Annotated in this window: 14 protein-coding genes; 4 read left to right on the top strand and 10 right to left on the bottom strand. The window is 66.1% G+C overall.

Features of this window, described 5'->3' with window-relative positions:
- Nucleotides 1–4: 4 nt before the first annotated feature.
- Together ACMZ91_RS08325 and ACMZ91_RS08320 are read right to left on the bottom strand one after the other, a co-directional pair.
- Nucleotides 5–700, bottom strand: a complete 696-nt coding sequence (locus tag ACMZ91_RS08325) for an HAD family hydrolase (RefSeq protein ID WP_414576582.1) — start codon at nucleotides 698–700, stop codon at nucleotides 5–7.
- 34 nt (nucleotides 701–734) lie between these two features.
- Nucleotides 735–1,664 carry a LysR family transcriptional regulator gene (locus ACMZ91_RS08320; RefSeq protein ID WP_414576580.1) on the bottom strand — a complete coding sequence of 310 codons (930 nt, stop codon included), beginning with the start codon at nucleotides 1,662–1,664 and terminating at the stop codon, nucleotides 735–737.
- 116 nt (nucleotides 1,665–1,780) lie between these two features.
- Here ACMZ91_RS08320 and ACMZ91_RS08315 point away from each other — a divergent pair, with 116 nt between their 5' ends.
- Nucleotides 1,781–2,818 carry a zinc-dependent alcohol dehydrogenase family protein gene (locus tag ACMZ91_RS08315; protein ID WP_134951284.1) on the top strand — a complete coding sequence of 346 codons (1,038 nt, stop codon included), beginning with the start codon at nucleotides 1,781–1,783 and terminating at the stop codon, nucleotides 2,816–2,818.
- A gap of 77 nt (nucleotides 2,819–2,895) precedes the next feature.
- Here the strand turns inward: ACMZ91_RS08315 and ACMZ91_RS08310 are convergent, their stop codons facing one another.
- The gene (locus ACMZ91_RS08310; protein ID WP_049461082.1) at nucleotides 2,896–3,636 is read right to left on the bottom strand and encodes a DNA/RNA non-specific endonuclease; all 741 of its coding nucleotides are present in this window, start codon (nucleotides 3,634–3,636) and stop codon (nucleotides 2,896–2,898) included.
- Nucleotides 3,637–3,924: 288 nt separating this feature from the next.
- A complete protein-coding gene (locus tag ACMZ91_RS08305) occupies nucleotides 3,925–5,229 on the bottom strand; it encodes a hypothetical protein (protein ID WP_414574383.1) in 1,305 nt (434 codons plus the stop codon).
- 152 nt (nucleotides 5,230–5,381) lie between these two features.
- Here ACMZ91_RS08305 and ACMZ91_RS08300 point away from each other — a divergent pair, with 152 nt between their 5' ends.
- From ACMZ91_RS08300 to ACMZ91_RS08290, 3 genes are all read left to right on the top strand, one after another.
- Nucleotides 5,382–6,956, top strand: coding sequence for a S15 peptidase family protein (locus ACMZ91_RS08300; RefSeq protein ID WP_049461085.1), 1,575 nt, complete (start codon nucleotides 5,382–5,384; stop codon nucleotides 6,954–6,956).
- A gap of 87 nt (nucleotides 6,957–7,043) precedes the next feature.
- Complete coding sequence (locus ACMZ91_RS08295; protein ID WP_049461088.1) at nucleotides 7,044–8,495, top strand: S41 family peptidase; 1,452 nt, start codon at nucleotides 7,044–7,046, stop codon at nucleotides 8,493–8,495.
- Nucleotides 8,496–8,543: 48 nt separating this feature from the next.
- Complete coding sequence (locus ACMZ91_RS08290) at nucleotides 8,544–8,696, top strand: hypothetical protein (protein WP_157805904.1); 153 nt, start codon at nucleotides 8,544–8,546, stop codon at nucleotides 8,694–8,696.
- Nucleotides 8,697–8,708: 12 nt separating this feature from the next.
- On the opposite strand, the gene ACMZ91_RS08285 is transcribed toward ACMZ91_RS08290, so the two are convergent.
- The 6 genes from ACMZ91_RS08285 to ACMZ91_RS08260 are packed head-to-tail and all read right to left on the bottom strand — an operon-like array spanning nucleotide 8,709 to nucleotide 16,719.
- On the bottom strand, nucleotides 8,709–9,728 hold the full coding sequence (locus tag ACMZ91_RS08285; RefSeq protein WP_049461090.1) for a sugar kinase: 1,020 nt from the start codon (nucleotides 9,726–9,728) through the stop codon (nucleotides 8,709–8,711).
- Between the two features lie 10 nt (nucleotides 9,729–9,738).
- Nucleotides 9,739–10,926 carry a GDSL-type esterase/lipase family protein gene (locus tag ACMZ91_RS08280; protein WP_049461092.1) on the bottom strand — a complete coding sequence of 396 codons (1,188 nt, stop codon included), beginning with the start codon at nucleotides 10,924–10,926 and terminating at the stop codon, nucleotides 9,739–9,741.
- A 14-nt stretch (nucleotides 10,927–10,940) separates the two neighbouring features.
- Complete coding sequence (locus ACMZ91_RS08275) at nucleotides 10,941–11,693, bottom strand: SDR family NAD(P)-dependent oxidoreductase (protein ID WP_049461094.1); 753 nt, start codon at nucleotides 11,691–11,693, stop codon at nucleotides 10,941–10,943.
- A 60-nt stretch (nucleotides 11,694–11,753) separates the two neighbouring features.
- Nucleotides 11,754–13,058, bottom strand: coding sequence for an MFS transporter (locus tag ACMZ91_RS08270; RefSeq protein ID WP_049461096.1), 1,305 nt, complete (start codon nucleotides 13,056–13,058; stop codon nucleotides 11,754–11,756).
- Nucleotides 13,055–15,283, bottom strand: a complete 2,229-nt coding sequence (locus ACMZ91_RS08265) for an oligoalginate lyase (RefSeq protein ID WP_414576578.1) — start codon at nucleotides 15,281–15,283, stop codon at nucleotides 13,055–13,057. Before ACMZ91_RS08265 ends, ACMZ91_RS08270 begins: the two co-directional genes overlap by 4 nt.
- Nucleotides 15,280–16,719 carry a polysaccharide lyase 6 family protein gene (locus ACMZ91_RS08260; protein ID WP_414576576.1) on the bottom strand — a complete coding sequence of 480 codons (1,440 nt, stop codon included), beginning with the start codon at nucleotides 16,717–16,719 and terminating at the stop codon, nucleotides 15,280–15,282. The genes ACMZ91_RS08265 and ACMZ91_RS08260 overlap by 4 nt, the downstream gene beginning before the upstream one ends.
- Nucleotides 16,720–16,895 lie beyond the last annotated feature (176 nt).

The raw sequence follows: 16,895 nt of genomic DNA, 5'->3' as shown, positions 1-16,895 counted from the left end.
GAGGTCAGGCGACCGCGTCGACCGCATGGGCGGCAAGCAGCGCGGGCAGGTCTTCCATGCGCTGGAAGATCACCTGTGCACCCGCCGCACGCAGGGCCTCCGGCGTACTGTGGTGCGGACCGCCTTCACTGAAGCCGAACACGGTTGCGCCAGCGGCCACACCGGCCGTTGCACCGGTAACAGTGTCCTCGATCACCGCGCAACGCTTCGGGTCCACGCCCAGCGCAGCGGCGGCGGCCAGATAGACATCCGGATGCGGCTTGGTGTGCGGCATGTCCTGGCCGCTGAACACGTGGGCCCCGAAGGCATCAAGGATGCCGACCTTGCCCAGCTGCAGCTTCACCTTGTGCAGATCGGCGCCGGACGCGCAGGCAATCCGGCCGCCGGTGAGCACCGCGATCGCACGCACCGCCTCGGGCGCACCCTGGATCGCAACCAGGTCACGTTCCAACGCGCGGTTGCGCTGCTGGCGGAACTCTTCCAGCCATTCCTCGGTGAACGGTTTGCCGGTGCGTTCTTCGATCAGGCCGGCCAGATGGGCCACGGACCGGCCCAGGAACACCTCACCGGCCTGCGCCGGGGTCAGCGGCCAGCCGCGCTCGGTCAGCATTACCGAGAGCACGCGGGCGACCAGCGGCTCGGAATCAACGAGTACGCCATCGCAGTCGAACAGCACGGCATCGAAGGGGAAACGGGACATCTACAGCTCCTTGAAACAACAGCCATGGGGGCGATCAGCGGGTATTTTCCCACGGTGGAGACGGAACGAACGCCTCGACCAGCGCATCCACTGCGGCACGCACCTTGGGAGCAAGGTCGCGGGTGATAGGCCAGAGCGCATGCAGGGGCGCGCCCGCGCTACCCGTGGCAGGGAATACGGCCACCAGTGCGCCGCTGCGCAGCGCGTCCCCCACCAGCCAGGTGGTCGCTTCTGCAATGCCCAGCCCGGCCAGCAATGCGCTACGCAGCGCATCGCCGTCACTGATGCGGTGGCGCCCTTCAATGCGGTGCTGGACAAGCCCGCCGGAGCCGTCCGGCACCGTCCAGGGCAGCGCGTGCCCCTGCCGGCCGAAGGTGATGCAGTCGTGTCCGGCAAGATCCTCGGCGCGCACCGGGACGCCACGTGCCGCCAGGTATCCGGGTGCAGCGCATATCACGGCATGCTGGCGGCCGAGCGCCCGGGCAGAGAGCGAGCTGCTGTCGTCAAGCGGCCCCAGGCGGACGGCCAGATCGACGTTTTCCTCGAGCAGATCAACCCTGCGGTCGGTGAAGCTGACATCGAGCTGCAGCCGCGAATGGCGTTGCGCCAGTCCGATCAGTACCGGCATCACCCAGCGCTGCCCGAACGCTACCGGCAGGCTGACCCGCAACAGGCCGGAAACCTCTTGCCGCCGCGACGCTGCGTTGGATTCGGCTTCGTCCAGTTCGGCCAGGATGCGCCGGCAGACCTGGTAGAACTCGGCGCCCTCGACAGTGAGCGCCAGCCTGCGCGTGGTGCGATCCAGCAACCGGGTGCCCAGTCGCCGCTCCAGCGTGGCCACACTCTTGCCAACGGCCGATTTGCTCAGCCCCATGCGCAGACCGGCTGCGGTGAAGCTGCCGGCGTCCACGGCCTGGACGAACACACTGATGCCCTGCAGGCGCGCCGCACTGTAGCTGGTCATATGCGTCAATTGGGGAATTTATGGATTCAGTGTATCGACAATATCCCGTCACTGAACACCTCAATGCGTCAATAGACTTTCCTGGCGCACTTCCGCGCGCCAATGAGTGATTTCCCATGTCTGTTTCGACCATGAAGGTCTGGGAGCTCGATGCCCCGGGCCTTGCTCACCTGCGCTGCGTACGGCGCCCCATTCCCAGGCCAGGCCCTGGTGAGGTACTGGTCAAGGTCGGTGCCGTGTCGCTCAACTACCGCGATCGCCTGGTGATCGACGGCGGACTGTTGTCCGGTCCGCTGCCACACCCGTTTGTTCCCGCTTCGGACATGGCCGGCGTCATTGTCGAAACCGGAAGCCCAGCGCGACGCTTCAGCGTTGGCCAGCGGGTGATGGGCAATTTCTGGACGCAGTGGCTCGATGGCGCGCCTCCGCCCGAGATGCTGCAGCACGGACTGTCCCTGGGCGGTCCGCTGCCGGGCGTGCTGGCGGAGTATGTGGTGCTGCCGGAGGACGTGGCAGTCGCTACGCCCCCCTCGTTGTCTGACCTGCAGGCCAGCACGTTGCCGGTGGCGGCGCTGACGGCCTGGTTTGCACTGGTCGAGGCCGGCCAACTCGCTCCTGGCCAGACCGTGCTTGTGCAGGGGACCGGTGGTGTTTCCTTGTTCGGGCTGCAGTTCGCCCAGCGGCTGGGAGCCCGGGTAATCGTGACTTCACGCAGTGACAGCAAGCTTGCCCTTGCAGAACGGCTGGGTGCATGGGCGTCGATCAACACGCGGCAACATCCTGCATGGGGCGCGCGAGCGATGGAGCTGAGCGGAGGGCAGGGCGTCGATCATGTGCTTGAGCTGCTCGGAGGCGGCAACCTCGCCCAGAGCGTGGAGGCGCTCGCAGTGGGCGGGCACATCCTGCAGATCGGCTTCCTCGAGGATCCCGACCTGCACATGCCGGCGGTTCCTCTCATGCTGCGCCGCGCGACGCTGAAGGGGGTTTCGGTTGGCCATCGCCAGGCCTTCGAGGCGATGAACGTCTTCATCGAACGCGAGCGCCTGCAGCCTGTCATCGACAGCGTGCATCCGTTCGCCGGCCTGCCTGCGGCACTGGCAGCACTGCAGCAGGGGCCGTTCGGCAAAGTGGTGGTGCAGGTGGCAGAGCACTGAATCCAAGTGCGCCGTACCTGTCCAGGCGAAGTGCGCCTGTGCGGCCGGAATCGCGACCGCACGGGCGTCCTGGCGGATCAGCCCAGATCACAGCCCGCCGGCTGCGGCCAGGTGGTGGCCGGCAGCATGTTCTTCAACGAAGCGGGCGCGTTGATCGCCACATAGCTGGCGCCCAGCAGCTCCTCCAGGTCGGCGATGGTCACCAGATAGCTGTCGAGGCTGCCCAGATTGGCTTCGTTGGGAATGATCCAGCTGATCGCCTTGGCGGTGCCGGTGTTCGGGTCACGGGTGATGATGGTCTTCCAGAAGAACTCCGGCGTCGGGATGCCGTGGCTGGAAAGGAAGTAGTCGTTGGAGGCGTCGCCGTAGACCACGCCACCATAGACATCCACCGGCGCGATGTCGCGGTAGCACTCGGCCACGTTCTCGGCCTTCACCCAGACGCCCTGATTGAAGCTGGAAACCTGCGGAACGATGTTGGTCATGTAGTTGGCGCGACGGATGTAGGTCGCGTTGTAGTCCATGTGGTTGGAGGTCACCAGATGGCCGCGGTCATAGCCGCTGCGGATGCTGGCATACGACGCGGTGCTGTTCTGGCCGAGGCAGCCGGCCGGCAGGTCCGGGTCTTTGTAGAAGCTGGACGGGCGCGCGGCGGAGCCGGTGTCGGCGGTGAGCGTGTATTCGTAGCGGGTGGCGCTGTGGATGCTGCAGTCGTAGGTGAGCACGAAGCCGCCCTTGTTGAGGGTGACGACCTGGGCCTGGGCGGCACCGGCGAAGGTACTGAGGACGAACGCGAAGAAGAAACCTGCAAGGCGCATTGCGATTCTCCAGCAGAAGTTCAGGGCGCAGCCGTCCGCTACGACCGGGCCGGAGCGAGGTCATGTGAGGACACTGCGTAGTCGGGTAGTGCGGAATGCGTGGGACGTGACCGCGATGACAGGGCCGCGGAGGCCGTGCGGTGTCGTAAGCGTCACAAGCTGTCGTCTTTCGGTCAATGGCGAAACGACGAAGCTGTGACAGCGCGCAAGCACTGGAGATGTGTCAGATCATGTGGCGCGTGGATGAAACGCAGGCGTGCTAGGACGCCGCGCTGCCTGCAGCGGTGGTCAGGGGTTCGTCTTCAACATGTAGTCGCCCTTGCGTGTTCCCGGCACCAGCGACCATCCCGGCTTCAGGCTCAGCGACCACCCCGGCCCCTCCAGTGGCGGTTCAGCACTTGCCGGGGCCTGCACGAATACGACCTTCCAGTCGCTCTGCAGCAACGCACCGTCGGTGACATCCAGGCTGCCCCAGATGTCGGACAGCCGCATTGCTGGATACACCATGCCTTGGCCTGGCAACGGCTGCATGGTGTTGGGATCGAACTGGATGCGCATGTTGCGCAGATCCAGGCGCACGACCGGGCCTGTCACGAAGCGCGCACGGTTGTGTTCCAGCTGCGCAAGGCGCTGCTGCTCGCGCAGCGTTTCGGCTTCGTGCAGCTCCGGCCCGTCATAGCGCGCGGCAGCCGCTCCCAGCGCGGTCGCGTCCAGCTGCAATGGGGCCTGCGTCACTTCGGCCAGACGCGTGCCGAGATCGCGAGCCTGGTGGGCGAGGTCGCCGCGCCAGCCAGGTGCCGCCTGGTCCAGCAGCAGGCCATAGGCCGGGCCGGTGGCATAGGCGAAAGAGCGGACGAAGCTGCGATCACCCACGTGTGCGCGAAGGTCATGCAGTGCCGCCTGGATACGTGTCGACGGCGTCGGATTGCCGACGAACACGCCGGTGTACTCGGCCAGGCCCTCGTTCAATTCCAGCGCCGCTTCTTCCTGCGCAGCCGCAGGGAACCGGCGGTAGCGCTCGGCGCGGAATGCGAGCGCGTCCGTCATCGCAGTGTGCTGCGCTACTGCATCGGTGGATTCGAGTGCGTCCGCAAGCGCGCGCCATTCCAGCTGCAGCCAGTAGCGTCCTTCAAGCGTATCGAGGTGTTCGTTTCCACCTGCCGCCGGTGCGATGATGGGCAGCGCCGGCTGCAGGCGATGGAACATTTCGTGAGCCAGCAGCGTGCTGCGTCGGGACGCGTCCTGCGGCAATGGCCAGAGCAGCTGCGTCCAGCGTGTGCCGGACCAGTCCACGGCGGTGTTGGCGACGATCGCATCAGACGGAAGCTGGCCTGCGAACACATTGCCGCGCTCCTTCAGCGCACCTTGTGCGTCTGACTGCGAGGCGATGACCTGCCGGCTCTTTGGATCCACCAGCATCATCGGCCCGCACAGGGATTGACCCCACAATCGACCCCGGTCTCCGTTGCAGAGCTGTTCGGCGCGCCGGAAGACCTCGCGGGCCGCCGCATCGGAGAACGCCTGCTCGTTGGCCATCACGGTTCGTTGCGCACATAGCGCCAGTACAGCGAAGAGCAGGAAGCGTGACCTCATGACGTCCATTCATCCTTGGGGCCCAGCTCTCATAGCATCGATCCCATAGGCCGGCAATGCAGCAAACGTCATGTTGCGTCGCAAGGTGCCACCCACCATTCGCACTGGTACGGTCCAACCCGTTGCACCACCACCGACGGGGACAGACGACGATGCGCAAGGTATTGCTGCTGTTGATCCTGCTGACCGGACTGGCGCCCACCGCCTGGGCCGCTACGGTCAAGACCACCCACCGGACCATTCCCAGCTGGGATGGAACGCCTCTCGGGGCCTTCGTCATCGAACCGCAGGACGCGGGCAGCGGGCGCTATCCACTGCTGGTGATGCCCAGCAGTTGGGCGGTACCCAGCGTGGAGTATGTGGGGGTGGCGCAGTCGCTGGCGCGGCGCGGCTATGTGGTGATCAGCTACAGTTCGCGGGGTTTCTGGGAGTCTGGCGGCAGCATCGACATCGCAGGGCCAGCCACCGTCGAAGATGTCAGCGCCCTGATTGATTGGGCGCTGGACAACACCCGGGCCGATCCCGCCCGGATCGGCGTTTCGGGCATCTCCTACGGCGCAGGCACCAGCCTGCTGGCGGCGGCGCGCGATCCACGCATCAAGGCCGTGGCGGCGCTGAGTGGCTGGGCCGATCTGCAGGCCTCGCTGTACAGCAACGACACCCCCAGCGCGCAGGGCATCGCCTTGCTGGTGGCAGCCGGCCTGGCCACCGGCCGCCCGGGACCGGAACTGACGACCATCAATCGCAATGTACTGGTCGGCAACTACCAGGGCGCGGTGGATTCGCTGTTGCCGGTGGCGGCGCAGCGCAGCCCCGGGGCCAGCATCGATGAGATCAACGCCAACCAGCCAGCGGTGTTCCTCGCCAACGCCTTCAACGACAGCCTGTTCCCGCCGGGCCAGCTGGTCGATTTCTTCACCCGGTTGAAAGGCCCCAAGCAGTTGCAGTTGCGCCACGGCGATCATGCGCTCAACGAAGCCTTTGGCGCTCTGGGTGTTCCCAACGAGGTCTACGATTCGGTGGGCGACTGGTTCGACCATTACCTCAAGGGTGAAGCCAATGGCATCGACCGCCAGCCTGCAGTACAGCTGAAATCGCAGAAGGGCAGCTGGAGTACCTATCCGAACTGGCAGGCGACCAATGCCGGCGCTGTCAGCTATGCGCTGAGCGCACCCAAAGGGCTTCTGCTGCCCACGGGCGGCCTCGTCGCGAGCGGCAGCAGCACCGGCTGGAGTTACCGGATCGGCAGCGGGCTGCTGACCGCCGCCAATTCCGGCGTGGCGATGGCCTCCGGTGCATTGCAGATGATCAACCTGCCGCCCGGTGCCTATGTGCCCTTCGTGGGCCGCAACGCCGCAGGTGTCTGGCAGGGGCCGATCCAGTGGAGTGCGCAGCGCCTGGATGGAACGCCGGAGGTACGCTTGACCGTCACGCCCAGCCGCGCCAACACCACGCTGTACGCCTACCTGTACGCCGAGGATGTGCTGGGCAACGGCCAGCTGATCAGCCACAAGCCCTATACGCTGCGTGGTGCCACGCCGGGGCAGGCGAAGACCATCGACCTGCGGTTGGAAGCCAGCAGCTGGAACCTTCCGGCCGGCAGCCGCCTGACCCTGGTGGTGGACACCGTGGACCTGCGGTACGCGGGCATCAGCCAGCTGGGTGGCACGGTGACTTTCAGTTCGCCGGCCAATGCGCCATCAGTGTTGAAGGTGCCGTTGCATTGATGGAAGGCCGCGCCCGTTGCGGCGGGCGCGGTACGTCAGGCAGTAGAACTGCGAGACTGGCGTTTGTTCCGGGGAAGGGAAGAATCCATGGTCATTGCATGGCTGTTGCTCGGTGCAGCGCTTGCGGCACCTACCGCGCAAGGCGCGCCGATCGACTGGTCGGATACGCTGTTGAAGGATCTGGACGCTGCCGACGCCGCCATGCGCGGCAGCCATCCGGGCGCCGTGGACCTGCGCAATCCTGGTTTCGGCGCACAGCTGGACGATGCCCTGGCGCTTGCACGCTCGCGCGCGGAACGGGTCGCCAGCTCCCCGGGCTACTGGTGGGCGATGAAGGGCTATGCGGCCTCCTTCAATGATGGCCATGTCAGCCTCAATGCGCTTGCCGATGCTCCCGATCTTCCAACGCAGTGGCCCGGCTTCCTGACCGGCTTCGATGGCGACGCACAGGTGGTCATGACCGTGGATGGTGGTCCGGGCCATCCGCCGCTGGGGGCTCGAATGCTGGCCTGCGATGGCATCGATGCGCAGACGCTGGCTGTACGCCGGGTGGGTGACTTCAACGGGCGCTGGAACCTGCAGGCCAGCCGCATCCAGGGTGGCGGTGAAGTGCTGCTCGAACAGGGCAATCCTTACGTGCCTGCATTGCGTACCTGCGTTTTCCAGGTGGGCGGACGCGAGACATCCTATGCACTGCGGTGGCAGCCGCTGCAGGCAGCACAGCGCAAGGAGCGCTTGGCTGATACCCGGCGCAGCTTCCGTCCCCCCAACGGCTGGCACGCGATGCCCGATGGCAGTTACTGGATCACCACCAGCAGCTTCAATGCCGACCCTGCGGAGCAGAACTTCAAGGAACTGACCGCGCTGCTTGAACAGCTTGCTCCGCAAGCCGAAGGGCTGCAGCAGGCACCGACGGTGGTGCTGGACGTGCGTGGCAACACTGGCGGTGCTTCGCAATGGAGCATCGAACTGGCGCGATTGATCTGGGGCCGGGCCGCTGTCGACGCGCTGCCCGACCGCAGCTGGGTAGAGTGGCGGACCTCGGAGGGCAACATCGCCCAGCTTCGCGGCTTCCTGCAGAAGCTGGAACAGGCGCCCGACGCGTCGCCTGAGCTGCGTCGCATGCTGGAATCGGTGACGGCAGGCATGGCGCAGGCTCGCGGCCGGGGTGAGGCTTTGTGGCGCGAGCCATCCGAGGCCAGCGCAGATCCAGCATTCGCCGCAAGCCAGGCCGGACCTGTGCGCAAGGGCAGGGTCCTGGTTGTGGCCGATGCTTCCTGTGGCTCGGCCTGCCTGGATGCATTGGACCTCTGGAAGCGGCTGGGCGCGGTGCAGGTGGGCGTCGAGACCTCCGCCGACAGTCTGTACATGGACGTGCGGCCGGAGCGGTTGCCCAGCGGGCTGGCCAGGATCTCGGTGCCGATGAAGGTGTTCCGTGGGCGGGTACGTGGTTCGAATGAACCGCACGTGCCCGATCATCGCTATACGGGCGACATGCGCGACACCCGGGCGCTGGAAGCGTGGCTGCTGACGCTGTAGGTGCGCGCAGGACCTCGTGCAGGGCTGAATTCCGCAGGAGAGGATCGCATGAACATCCCGCCACCCAGCGCTGCCAGGCCGCCATCGCGGGCAGGAGCCTTCCGTCGTTGGATGCTGACACCCGGTGCATTGCTCGGCGTGGCGCTGCTGATGTACATGGTCGGCGTACGTGTACCGCTGGCCAGGCTGAGCGGCCTGTAGGGCGGAGCGAGATCAGCGCCGGACGTCAAACTGCTCGCTCTCCAGCAGCGCCCAGACCTCGGCCTCGCGCACGGGACTGAAGTCTCCGGGAATGGAGTGCTTCAGCGCACCTGCCGCCAGACCGAAGCGCACGGTGCTCTCTGCATCGAATCCGGACGCCAGCCCGTGCAGGATGCCTGCCGCGAACGCATCGCCGCCGCCGATGCGATCAACGATACCGGGCAATGGCCGCGAGGGAGCCTGCGCACGGGTACCGTCGCGTCCCAACAGCAGCGCGCCCAGGATGTGATGATCTGCACTCACCACGTCGCGCTGGGTGCAGGCCAGCCACTGCAGGTGCGGGAGGGCCGCGAACGCGGCCGCTGCAGCCGCCTCGGTCCGCGCGATGGGGCTGTCCTCGGCGAAGCGCAGTCCCAGCACCAGTTCGATATCGCGATGGTCGGCAAAGACGATATCCGCCTCTGCGAACAGCTCCCGCAGGATGGCGGCGGCGTTGCCGCCCCAACGCTGCCAGAGCGAAGGTCGGTAGTTGCCGTCGAAGGACACTCGCACGCCTGACCTGCGTGCGGCCCGTGCAGCGCTCAAGACGGATTCGGCCACATTGGCACCCAGCGCGGGACTGACGCCGGAAAGGTGCAGCCACTGCGCATCACGCAACAGCGTTGGCCAGTCATAGTCGGCAAGTGCAGTGTTGGCGAATGCCGAACCTGCCCGGTCATACACCACTTCACTGGCGCGCTGCAGCGCGCCAGTGGCCAGGAAATACAGGCCCATGCGGTCTCGGTCGACTTCACGCACACCTGCCACGCCCACACCATGCCGCCGCAGCTCGGCCACGGCATGCCGGCCCAGCGCGTTGCCGGGCACCGTACTGACCATCTGCACATCGTGGCCGAAACAGGCCAGTGAGACCGCCACATTGGCCTCGGCGCCCCCCACGTGGACCTGCAGCTGCGGTGTCTGCAGCAGCAGTTCACGACCGGGTCCGCCCAGGCGCAGCAGCAGTTCACCGAAACAAACGACGCGGCTCATCGGTTCTCTCTCATTCGGTGGGGGTGCAGCCCAGCATGCGCAGATCGATGGCATCGGCCATGCGCCGGTAGCCTTCGTCATTGGGGTGCAGGTGGTCGCGGGTGATGTCGTTGGGCAACGATTCCACGGCCTTCGGGTCACGCAGCGCGGCATCGAAATCGATGATGCCATCGAACCCGGTCTTCCCACCGCGTGCCCACTGGTTGATCGAGGTGCGGGTCGCTGCGGACACGGGCTCGTAGCGCTCGGAACCACCGAATGGGGTCAACGTACCCAGCCAGGCGCGGATGCCGTGCGCATGCAGTCGCGCTGCAACCTGCTGATAGCCCAGCAGCATGTCCGCCGCACTGCGTCCAGGCAGCGGCTGCGTGCCACCACCGTGGCGGATGTCATTGATGCCCTCGAACAGGATGACCTGATCGGCATCGGCCACCGCGATCACATCGCGATCCAATCGTGACAGGGCGCTGTGGCTGCGGCCATGGTCAAGCAGCTTGTTGCCGCTGATGCCCTGATTGAGTACCACGAACCGGTTCGGGCAGGCTTGCTGCAGGCGCTGCGCCAATCGCTCCGGCCACTGGTTGAAGGTTCCGCGACGGGCGGTGGCACCTTCCGTGATGGAATCGCCGAGTGCCACGATCACCTGGGGACGATCAGCGCGCTGCACCATCACGGCCGAGAACACGTTCTGCTGGTAGCTCAGCCGCACGCTGTCGGCAACCGATGTCTTCCTGCCGTCCGCTACCCGCACTTCGGTGCGGCGCACGGCGGGATGGGTAGGCTGCGGGAAGTAGGCCGTTACGCTGATCTCCTGCAGCGCCGCCACCGGCATCGGTACCGGGTCGCTCAGCAGCGCGGCACCCACCGGCACCTCGATGACCGCGCGGCCATCCACCGTTACCGGCAGAGGGGCGGAATCGCCGTTTTTCACTCCTGCGCGCAGGTCCTCGACCCGTAACGGCGCCGTGCCGAGTTCGTTGCTGATGCGCAGCCGCAACGCGTCGCCACGGCTGCCGATGCGCATGTCCTGGCGCACGGTCTGCGCGGCGAACCGTACGGGGGCCTCGGCGGTGCCATCCTTGCGGTCCGGTGCCGGCGAGGCGGTCCACGCGGTGACCCAGACCGGTGCGGCCAACGCGCCGGGCGCAGCTGCGGCGGAACAGATCGTCAATGAAAGCAGGAGCGTCCAGCGCTGCATGGTCAGGATTCCAGTCAGGAGAAGTAGGTGCCGCCGTTGACGTCCAGATTCGCACCGGTGATGAACGCCGCCGCATCCGAGGCCAGGAATACGGCAGCGTCGGCGGCTTCGTCCGGTGCCCCTTGGCGGCGCAGCGGGGTAGCGCCAGCAACGGCCGTGCGTACTTCCGGCTTGGTGAACTCGTCATGGAAACGGGTGGCGATCATGCCGCAGCACAATGCATTCACGCGGATGCCCTTCGGCCCCAGCTCCTTGGCCATGGCACGGGTGAAGGTCATTACTGCCGCCTTGGCGGTGGCGTAGATCGATGCCCCCGGGCCGCCGCCATCACGACCTGCCTGCGAGGCGAAGTTGACGATGGCCGCGCCGTCACGCATGTGCGGCACCACCGCGTGCGTGGTCAGGTAGGTCGAGGTCAGATTCAGGTCCATCACGGCGTGGAAGAACGCCGGGTCGATGTCAGCCAGCGGCCGCCGCTGCACCATGCCACCGGCCACGTTCACCAGCAGGTCGATACGCTCGCCGAACGCGGCCTGTACCGCAGCGACCAGGCCGGCCACGGCGGCGGCATCGGTGACGTCGGCGCGATGCACGATGGCCTGGCCACCGGCCGCCTGGATCTGTGCCAGCGTTTCTTGGGCACTGGCTTCATCATGGGCGTAGTTGATGCAGACGCGTGCACCGGCGGCAGCCAGTTTGATCGAAACGGCGCGGCCGATATCCCGGCCACCACCGGTGACAATGGCCACCTTGTCCTGGAACGACATGCGGAAAACTCCTTGGTTTGCGGGGGAATGGATGTACTTGGAAAAGAAGGAGACCCAGGCTCAGCCGCCGCGACGGTCGAGCTTCTGGATAGGTCCGGTCCACCACCACAGCGCAGCCAGCGACAGCGGCACCAGCGCGGCAACGAGGATGAAGATCGGGGCGTAGGAGTGGCGGGTCAGCACCGGCACCAGCCAGGTGGTGATCAAGGTGCCGGCGACCGCCGCCAGGCCACCCAGGCCTGCCAGCGTGCCCACCGAACGGCCGTCGAACAGGTCGCCGGGCAGGGTCTGGATGTTGCCGATGGCTACCTGGAAGCCGAACAGCACCGCAGCGATCGCCAGCACCGCCAGCAGCGGCTGGTTGGCCAGCACAGCACCCAGCAGGGCAGGGGCCATGATCACGCACCCCAGGGTGATGGCCAGCTTGCGGGCGCGGTCCACGCTGTGTCCGGCGCGGATCATGCGACCCGACAGCCAGCCGCCACTGAGGCTGCCCAGCATCGCGCCGACGAAGGGTACCCAGGCGAAAAGGCCGATCTGCTTGATGTCGAAGCCGAAGGTTTCAGCGAGATAGATCGGCAGCCAGGACACGAACAGCCACCAGATAGGATCCAGCAGGAAGCGGCAGGCGAGCATGCCCCAGCTCTGGCGATGGGCCAGCAGCTCGCGCACGCTGGCTTTGGGCGCCGCCTCTGTCTGCTGCCCGGCCTGGTCTTGCTGGATCAGCCGGCGCTCGGCATCGCTCACCCACGGATGCTTGTCCGGCCCGGCGCGGTAGACAAACAGCCACGGCAGCAGCCACAGGAAGCCGATCGCACCGACCAGCACGAAGGTGCCGCGCCAGCCCAGCCACAGATAGAGGCCGGCGATGGCGGGTGCGGAGACGATCGCGCCGATCGACGCACCCGCGTTGAACACGCCCTGCGCCAACGCGCGTTCGCGCGCAGGGAACCACTCGGCATTGGCCTTGACCGCGCCGGGCCACGCACCCGCTTCGCTGATGCCGAGCATCGCCCTTACCAGGCTGAAGGAAAGCATCGAATGGGTGATCGAGTGCAGCGCGATCGAGATCGACCACACGCTGATCGACAGGGCGAACCCCAGGCGCGTGCCGATCATGTCGAACAGGCGCCCGAACAGGAACTGGCCGGCGGCGTAGAACAGCATGAACACCGTTACCAGCAGGGCATAGTCGTCCTTGGTCGCGCCCACTTCCCTGGCGATCTCCGGCCACATCACCGCCAGTGCATTGCGGTCGATGTAGTTGATGACCGTAGCGACGGCGATCAGGCCCACGATCAACCAGCGCACTGCTGAACGCACCGGCACCTTGCGCAGGTTGGCCACCACGGCAGGGCCGTTCATTCTCCGTCACCCTTGCTGCGGTCCATGCGCGCATGGCTGCCGCTCCAGCGGTAGGCATGGCCGTCCACGCTCACGCTGTGCTCGCCCTTGGCGCTGCTGTCGTCGGCCACGCCGAGGGCGATGCGTGCACCGCTGGCCAGGCGCAGTTCGATCACCTCTGCATCGCTGCCCCGGCTGCGCACGATGTCCTTGATGCGGCTGTCCGCGCCGTGCACGTACTCGGCGGTGCCGTTGTACTCGCCATGCGGCTCCAGCACGCTGAAGAAGGTCACGTCCTTCTGGCCTTCCACGCGCTGCAGCAGGGCCGGTTCACGGCGCAGGTTGAACTCCGGATCGTTGGCACCACTTTCCACCAGCAGCGCCTGTGCCGGCGCACTGCTGCCGAATCGGTAGGTGTAGAAGCGCCCATCCAGCAGCCACGCCAGGGAACGCGGTTCGCTGCCGGGCGTGCTGCGTGCATCCAGCCACAGGTGCTGGTAGCCGTTGTCCTTGCCCAGCACCGGGCGCTGGGCAGGGAAGTGTTCTGCCTCGAAACCGGTGGTGACGATGTGGCCGTTGAAGTGTAGCGGCAGGTCGTAGCGCGCGGCCTTGCCGCCGTGTACCTGCAGCAGGTCCAGCACCACCGGCAGGCCCAGGTCGGGGTGGCGCAGCAGCGCCTGGGTGCGGGTGAACACCACGCCGGGGTAAGCATCGCGCATGGTCGCCGAGGCAACCTGGGTATCGGCATCGGCCTGGAAGAAGCGCACCTGCGGGGCATGCTCCTCGCCGCGCTTCCAGTCGCCCTTGAAGTGGCTCTGTTCGTCCACCACCAGGGTGTTGTGGGCCACGGTCTGTTTGGCCCAGCTGCGGTTCTCGGCCAGGTAGATGCCACCCCGCTTGGCTTCCACGTTGAGGAAGCGGGCAGCGCCGTAGTCGGTCACCACCGGATTGCCGTTGTCGTAGAACAGCCAGTTGAGTTTGTCGAAGTGGCCATGGCCCATGCCCTGCATCGTGTCCTTCTGCACCAGCGCCTGGCCGCGTTCGCCGTTCATGCGCAGGATCGCCAGGCCACCGCGGTCGCCGTCCGGGCCATCGCGCAGCAGCATCGGACGGTAATCGAAGGGCTTGGCCTTGTTGGCGGCCAGTGCTTGCGCCACCTGTAGTCCCTCGGGGGACAACAGCAGGCGTTTCTGCTGCTGGGCCACCGACAACAGGCGGTCGTCACCGGTGCGCGCATAGGCAATGCCGATACCGGCCACCAGTTCCTCGGTATCGATGCCCTTGTCCAGGATGGCATCGTTGATCGGGAAGAACAGGCCGTCATAGCTGGACTGCACCAGCACATCCACGGCCTTCAGCAGCACGCCGTCGCGGCGCGCGAAGATCCTGTGCTGCGGCTCGTTGCGTTCGATGGCGTTGGCGAACAGCAGGAACGGTGCCAGTGCGTAGCGCTGGTAGTACGGGCCTTCCTCGTAATAGCCATCGGGCGAGAACAGCAGGTCGATCTGGCGAAGAAAGCCGAACTGATCGTTCTTCTGGCTGCCGCGCAACGATTTCTCCACCAGCTCAGGGTCGCGCAGCACGTAGCCGGTCATGCCAGTGGCGGCCACCGCCCAGGTGGCGTGGTTGTGGATCTGGTCGTAGTTCTTCGGCTCGCTGACGAGGAACTCAGCCATCGGCCGGAACACCTTCGATTCGATGGTGTCGCGGTCCTCGGCGGACAGCGCGTCGCGGATCGCGTCGTAGCCCTGGATGGCGTTGACCAGCCACACCGAATCGTTGAGCACCTGCCAGAACACGCGGCCTGGAATCTGTCCGCGGCCTTCGGGGTGCGGGCCCAGGGTGGGGTAGAGCTTGGCATACTGCAGCAGCATGTCGCGCGCGTAGTCGACATAGACCTTGTCGCCGCTCAGCCGGTACAGGGTGCCGGCCGCCAGCAGGGCCTGGTAGTTGCGCTTGTGCTGTTCATGGGTGCGGCCGCCGCCCTTGTCCTTCGGTACCGGCACGTCGATGCCGGCCTTCATCATCTTCTTCAGCGATTTTTCCGTGCGCGCCTGTTCCTTGGCGAACCACGGGTAGCGGCCGCCTTCGCTGGCCATCCGCTGCCACTGCGCTGCGGTCACCAGCACCGGCGCGGTGTCGGCCTGCCTCGCTGCGGCAGCGGGGGCTGCGAACAGCGGCGCGGCCGGCAGCAGGGCAAAGGGGGTGGCCAGGGCCAGGGAGACGAACAGCGGCTGCAACCTCATCGATCAACTCCATTGCGGGTGCGTGACAGGGCAACTTCGCCCACCTTGGGATACCAGTCGACGCCGGTCGCCTCGCGCGCGGTCATCGCCAGGGCAGGATCGGCGCCCACGGCGGGCAGGGCGGGCGCGGCCACCCACAATCCGCTGGCAGCCTGCTGCAGGCTGACGCCACGCCCCTCTACGCCGCCCGGGAATACGGTGCTGGCTGCCGGTGACTGCACGTTGCCACTGAAGTCGATGCCGGCCAGCGAACTGGCGGCATTCGGCGGGTTCCTGCTGGTGCGGTTGACGATCAGGTTGGCGCTGAAGCGGCTGTTGCTGGCGGCGACCACGATGCCCTTGGCTTCATCATGGCCGACGCCGAAACTGATCTTCGCCACGTCCACGAAGGTATTGCGGTTGATCGTGGCATTCACCACCGGCGCATAGCCGGACAGCGGCGGATCGGCCTGCGCGTCCATCACCGCCAGCGCGGAACGGTTGCTGGAGCCGGCCAATCGTTCGAAGTAATTGTTGCTGACGGTCTGGTCGGCATTGATGATGCGCACGCCGCCGGTGCCGGTCTTGTCGTCGCCCAGGAACACGTTGTCGATCACCCGGTTGCCGTTGCCATGGCGTAGCGTGAGCGCGCCGGCCGAACGGTAGAACACGTTGCCGCGGTAGGTATTGCCGCCGGACTTGTTGCTGATGATCTCGGTCTCGCCGTCGCAGCCTTCGAACCAGTTGTTCTCCACCGTACTGTTGGAATCGCTCAACGAAGTGTCGCTGGTGCCGACGCGGAGGGTTTCGCCGCCGTTGACGCCCAGCGCCGGGCGCGGTCCGAACCAGTTGTGGTCGATGCGGTGCTGATTGTCCAGGCCCTGGGTGGCATCGCGCACCACCACTACCGTGGGCCCGGCGTTGGTCTTGCCGCGCAGCTGGCTGTGATCCAACCGGTTGTTGCTGCCATACAGCGATACCCAGTAGTCCTGGTCGCTGGCATCGGGGTTGGTGTAGTCATCGATCACCAGGCCGGTCACCCGGCTGTGGCGGGCCACCGCCTTGCTGGATTCGCGGAACGCCACCACCGCATCACCCGGCGTATAGCCGTTGCGGAACACCAGGTTGGACACCTGCAGGTAGCTGCCCGCCAGGCGCAGGTCCGAACGTCCGCTGAGGACGACCTTGCCGGCGGTCTGCGCGCGCAACACGATCGGCGCGGCTGCCGTGCCCTGGCCTTTCAGCAGCAACCGCGCATCGGTCCAGGTGCCGTCAGCCAACACGATCTCATCGCCGGGCTGGAGCGCCGAGGCGGCGGTAGTGAACTCAGCGACATCGTGGACGAGCCAGCTGGCTGCACTTGCCGCTGAAGTGGTCAGGCACATGGCCAGACCAGTGGTCAGGCAAAACAGTGCTGGATTGTTGAGCGGATGTCGAGCAAGCGGACGAATGCGCATGAAATCCTTCCAGAGACGGCCGGGCCGTCGTTTCAGGGTGGGTCTGCATACCACTTCCGGGTCCGTTGTAAGCCAGCTTTCGCGCAAAGTCATGCTGCATGAGCACATTAAATTGCATTCAACTGGTATGGATGAAAGGCATTTGAACATTCGCATACCAATTGGTTGACATTTTC

The sequence above is a fragment of the Stenotrophomonas sp. FR024 genome (genome assembly GCF_047500745.2).
Taxonomy (GTDB): domain Bacteria; phylum Pseudomonadota; class Gammaproteobacteria; order Xanthomonadales; family Xanthomonadaceae; genus Stenotrophomonas; species Stenotrophomonas maltophilia_A.
Note: the sequence above shows the minus strand (reverse complement) of the source record. Positions and strands in the feature narration are given on the sequence as shown.

Excerpts from the sequence above, each read along its gene's own strand:
- ACMZ91_RS08325 (WP_414576582.1), bottom strand. The coding sequence starts at position 700 with ATGTCCCGTTTCCCCTTCGATGCCGTGCTGTTCGACTGCGATGGCGTA.
- ACMZ91_RS08320 (WP_414576580.1), bottom strand. The coding sequence starts at position 1,664 with ATGACCAGCTACAGTGCGGCGCGCCTGCAGGGCATCAGTGTGTTCGTC.
- ACMZ91_RS08315 (WP_134951284.1), top strand. The coding sequence starts at position 1,781 with ATGTCTGTTTCGACCATGAAGGTCTGGGAGCTCGATGCCCCGGGCCTT.
- ACMZ91_RS08310 (WP_049461082.1), bottom strand. The coding sequence starts at position 3,636 with ATGCGCCTTGCAGGTTTCTTCTTCGCGTTCGTCCTCAGTACCTTCGCC.
- ACMZ91_RS08305 (WP_414574383.1), bottom strand. The coding sequence starts at position 5,229 with ATGAGGTCACGCTTCCTGCTCTTCGCTGTACTGGCGCTATGTGCGCAA.
- ACMZ91_RS08300 (WP_049461085.1), top strand. The coding sequence starts at position 5,382 with ATGCGCAAGGTATTGCTGCTGTTGATCCTGCTGACCGGACTGGCGCCC.
- ACMZ91_RS08295 (WP_049461088.1), top strand. The coding sequence starts at position 7,044 with ATGGTCATTGCATGGCTGTTGCTCGGTGCAGCGCTTGCGGCACCTACC.
- ACMZ91_RS08290 (WP_157805904.1), top strand. The coding sequence starts at position 8,544 with ATGAACATCCCGCCACCCAGCGCTGCCAGGCCGCCATCGCGGGCAGGA.
- ACMZ91_RS08285 (WP_049461090.1), bottom strand. The coding sequence starts at position 9,728 with ATGAGCCGCGTCGTTTGTTTCGGTGAACTGCTGCTGCGCCTGGGCGGA.
- ACMZ91_RS08280 (WP_049461092.1), bottom strand. The coding sequence starts at position 10,926 with ATGCAGCGCTGGACGCTCCTGCTTTCATTGACGATCTGTTCCGCCGCA.
- ACMZ91_RS08275 (WP_049461094.1), bottom strand. The coding sequence starts at position 11,693 with ATGTCGTTCCAGGACAAGGTGGCCATTGTCACCGGTGGTGGCCGGGAT.
- ACMZ91_RS08270 (WP_049461096.1), bottom strand. The coding sequence starts at position 13,058 with ATGAACGGCCCTGCCGTGGTGGCCAACCTGCGCAAGGTGCCGGTGCGT.
- ACMZ91_RS08265 (WP_414576578.1), bottom strand. The coding sequence starts at position 15,283 with ATGAGGTTGCAGCCGCTGTTCGTCTCCCTGGCCCTGGCCACCCCCTTT.
- ACMZ91_RS08260 (WP_414576576.1), bottom strand. The coding sequence starts at position 16,719 with ATGCGCATTCGTCCGCTTGCTCGACATCCGCTCAACAATCCAGCACTG.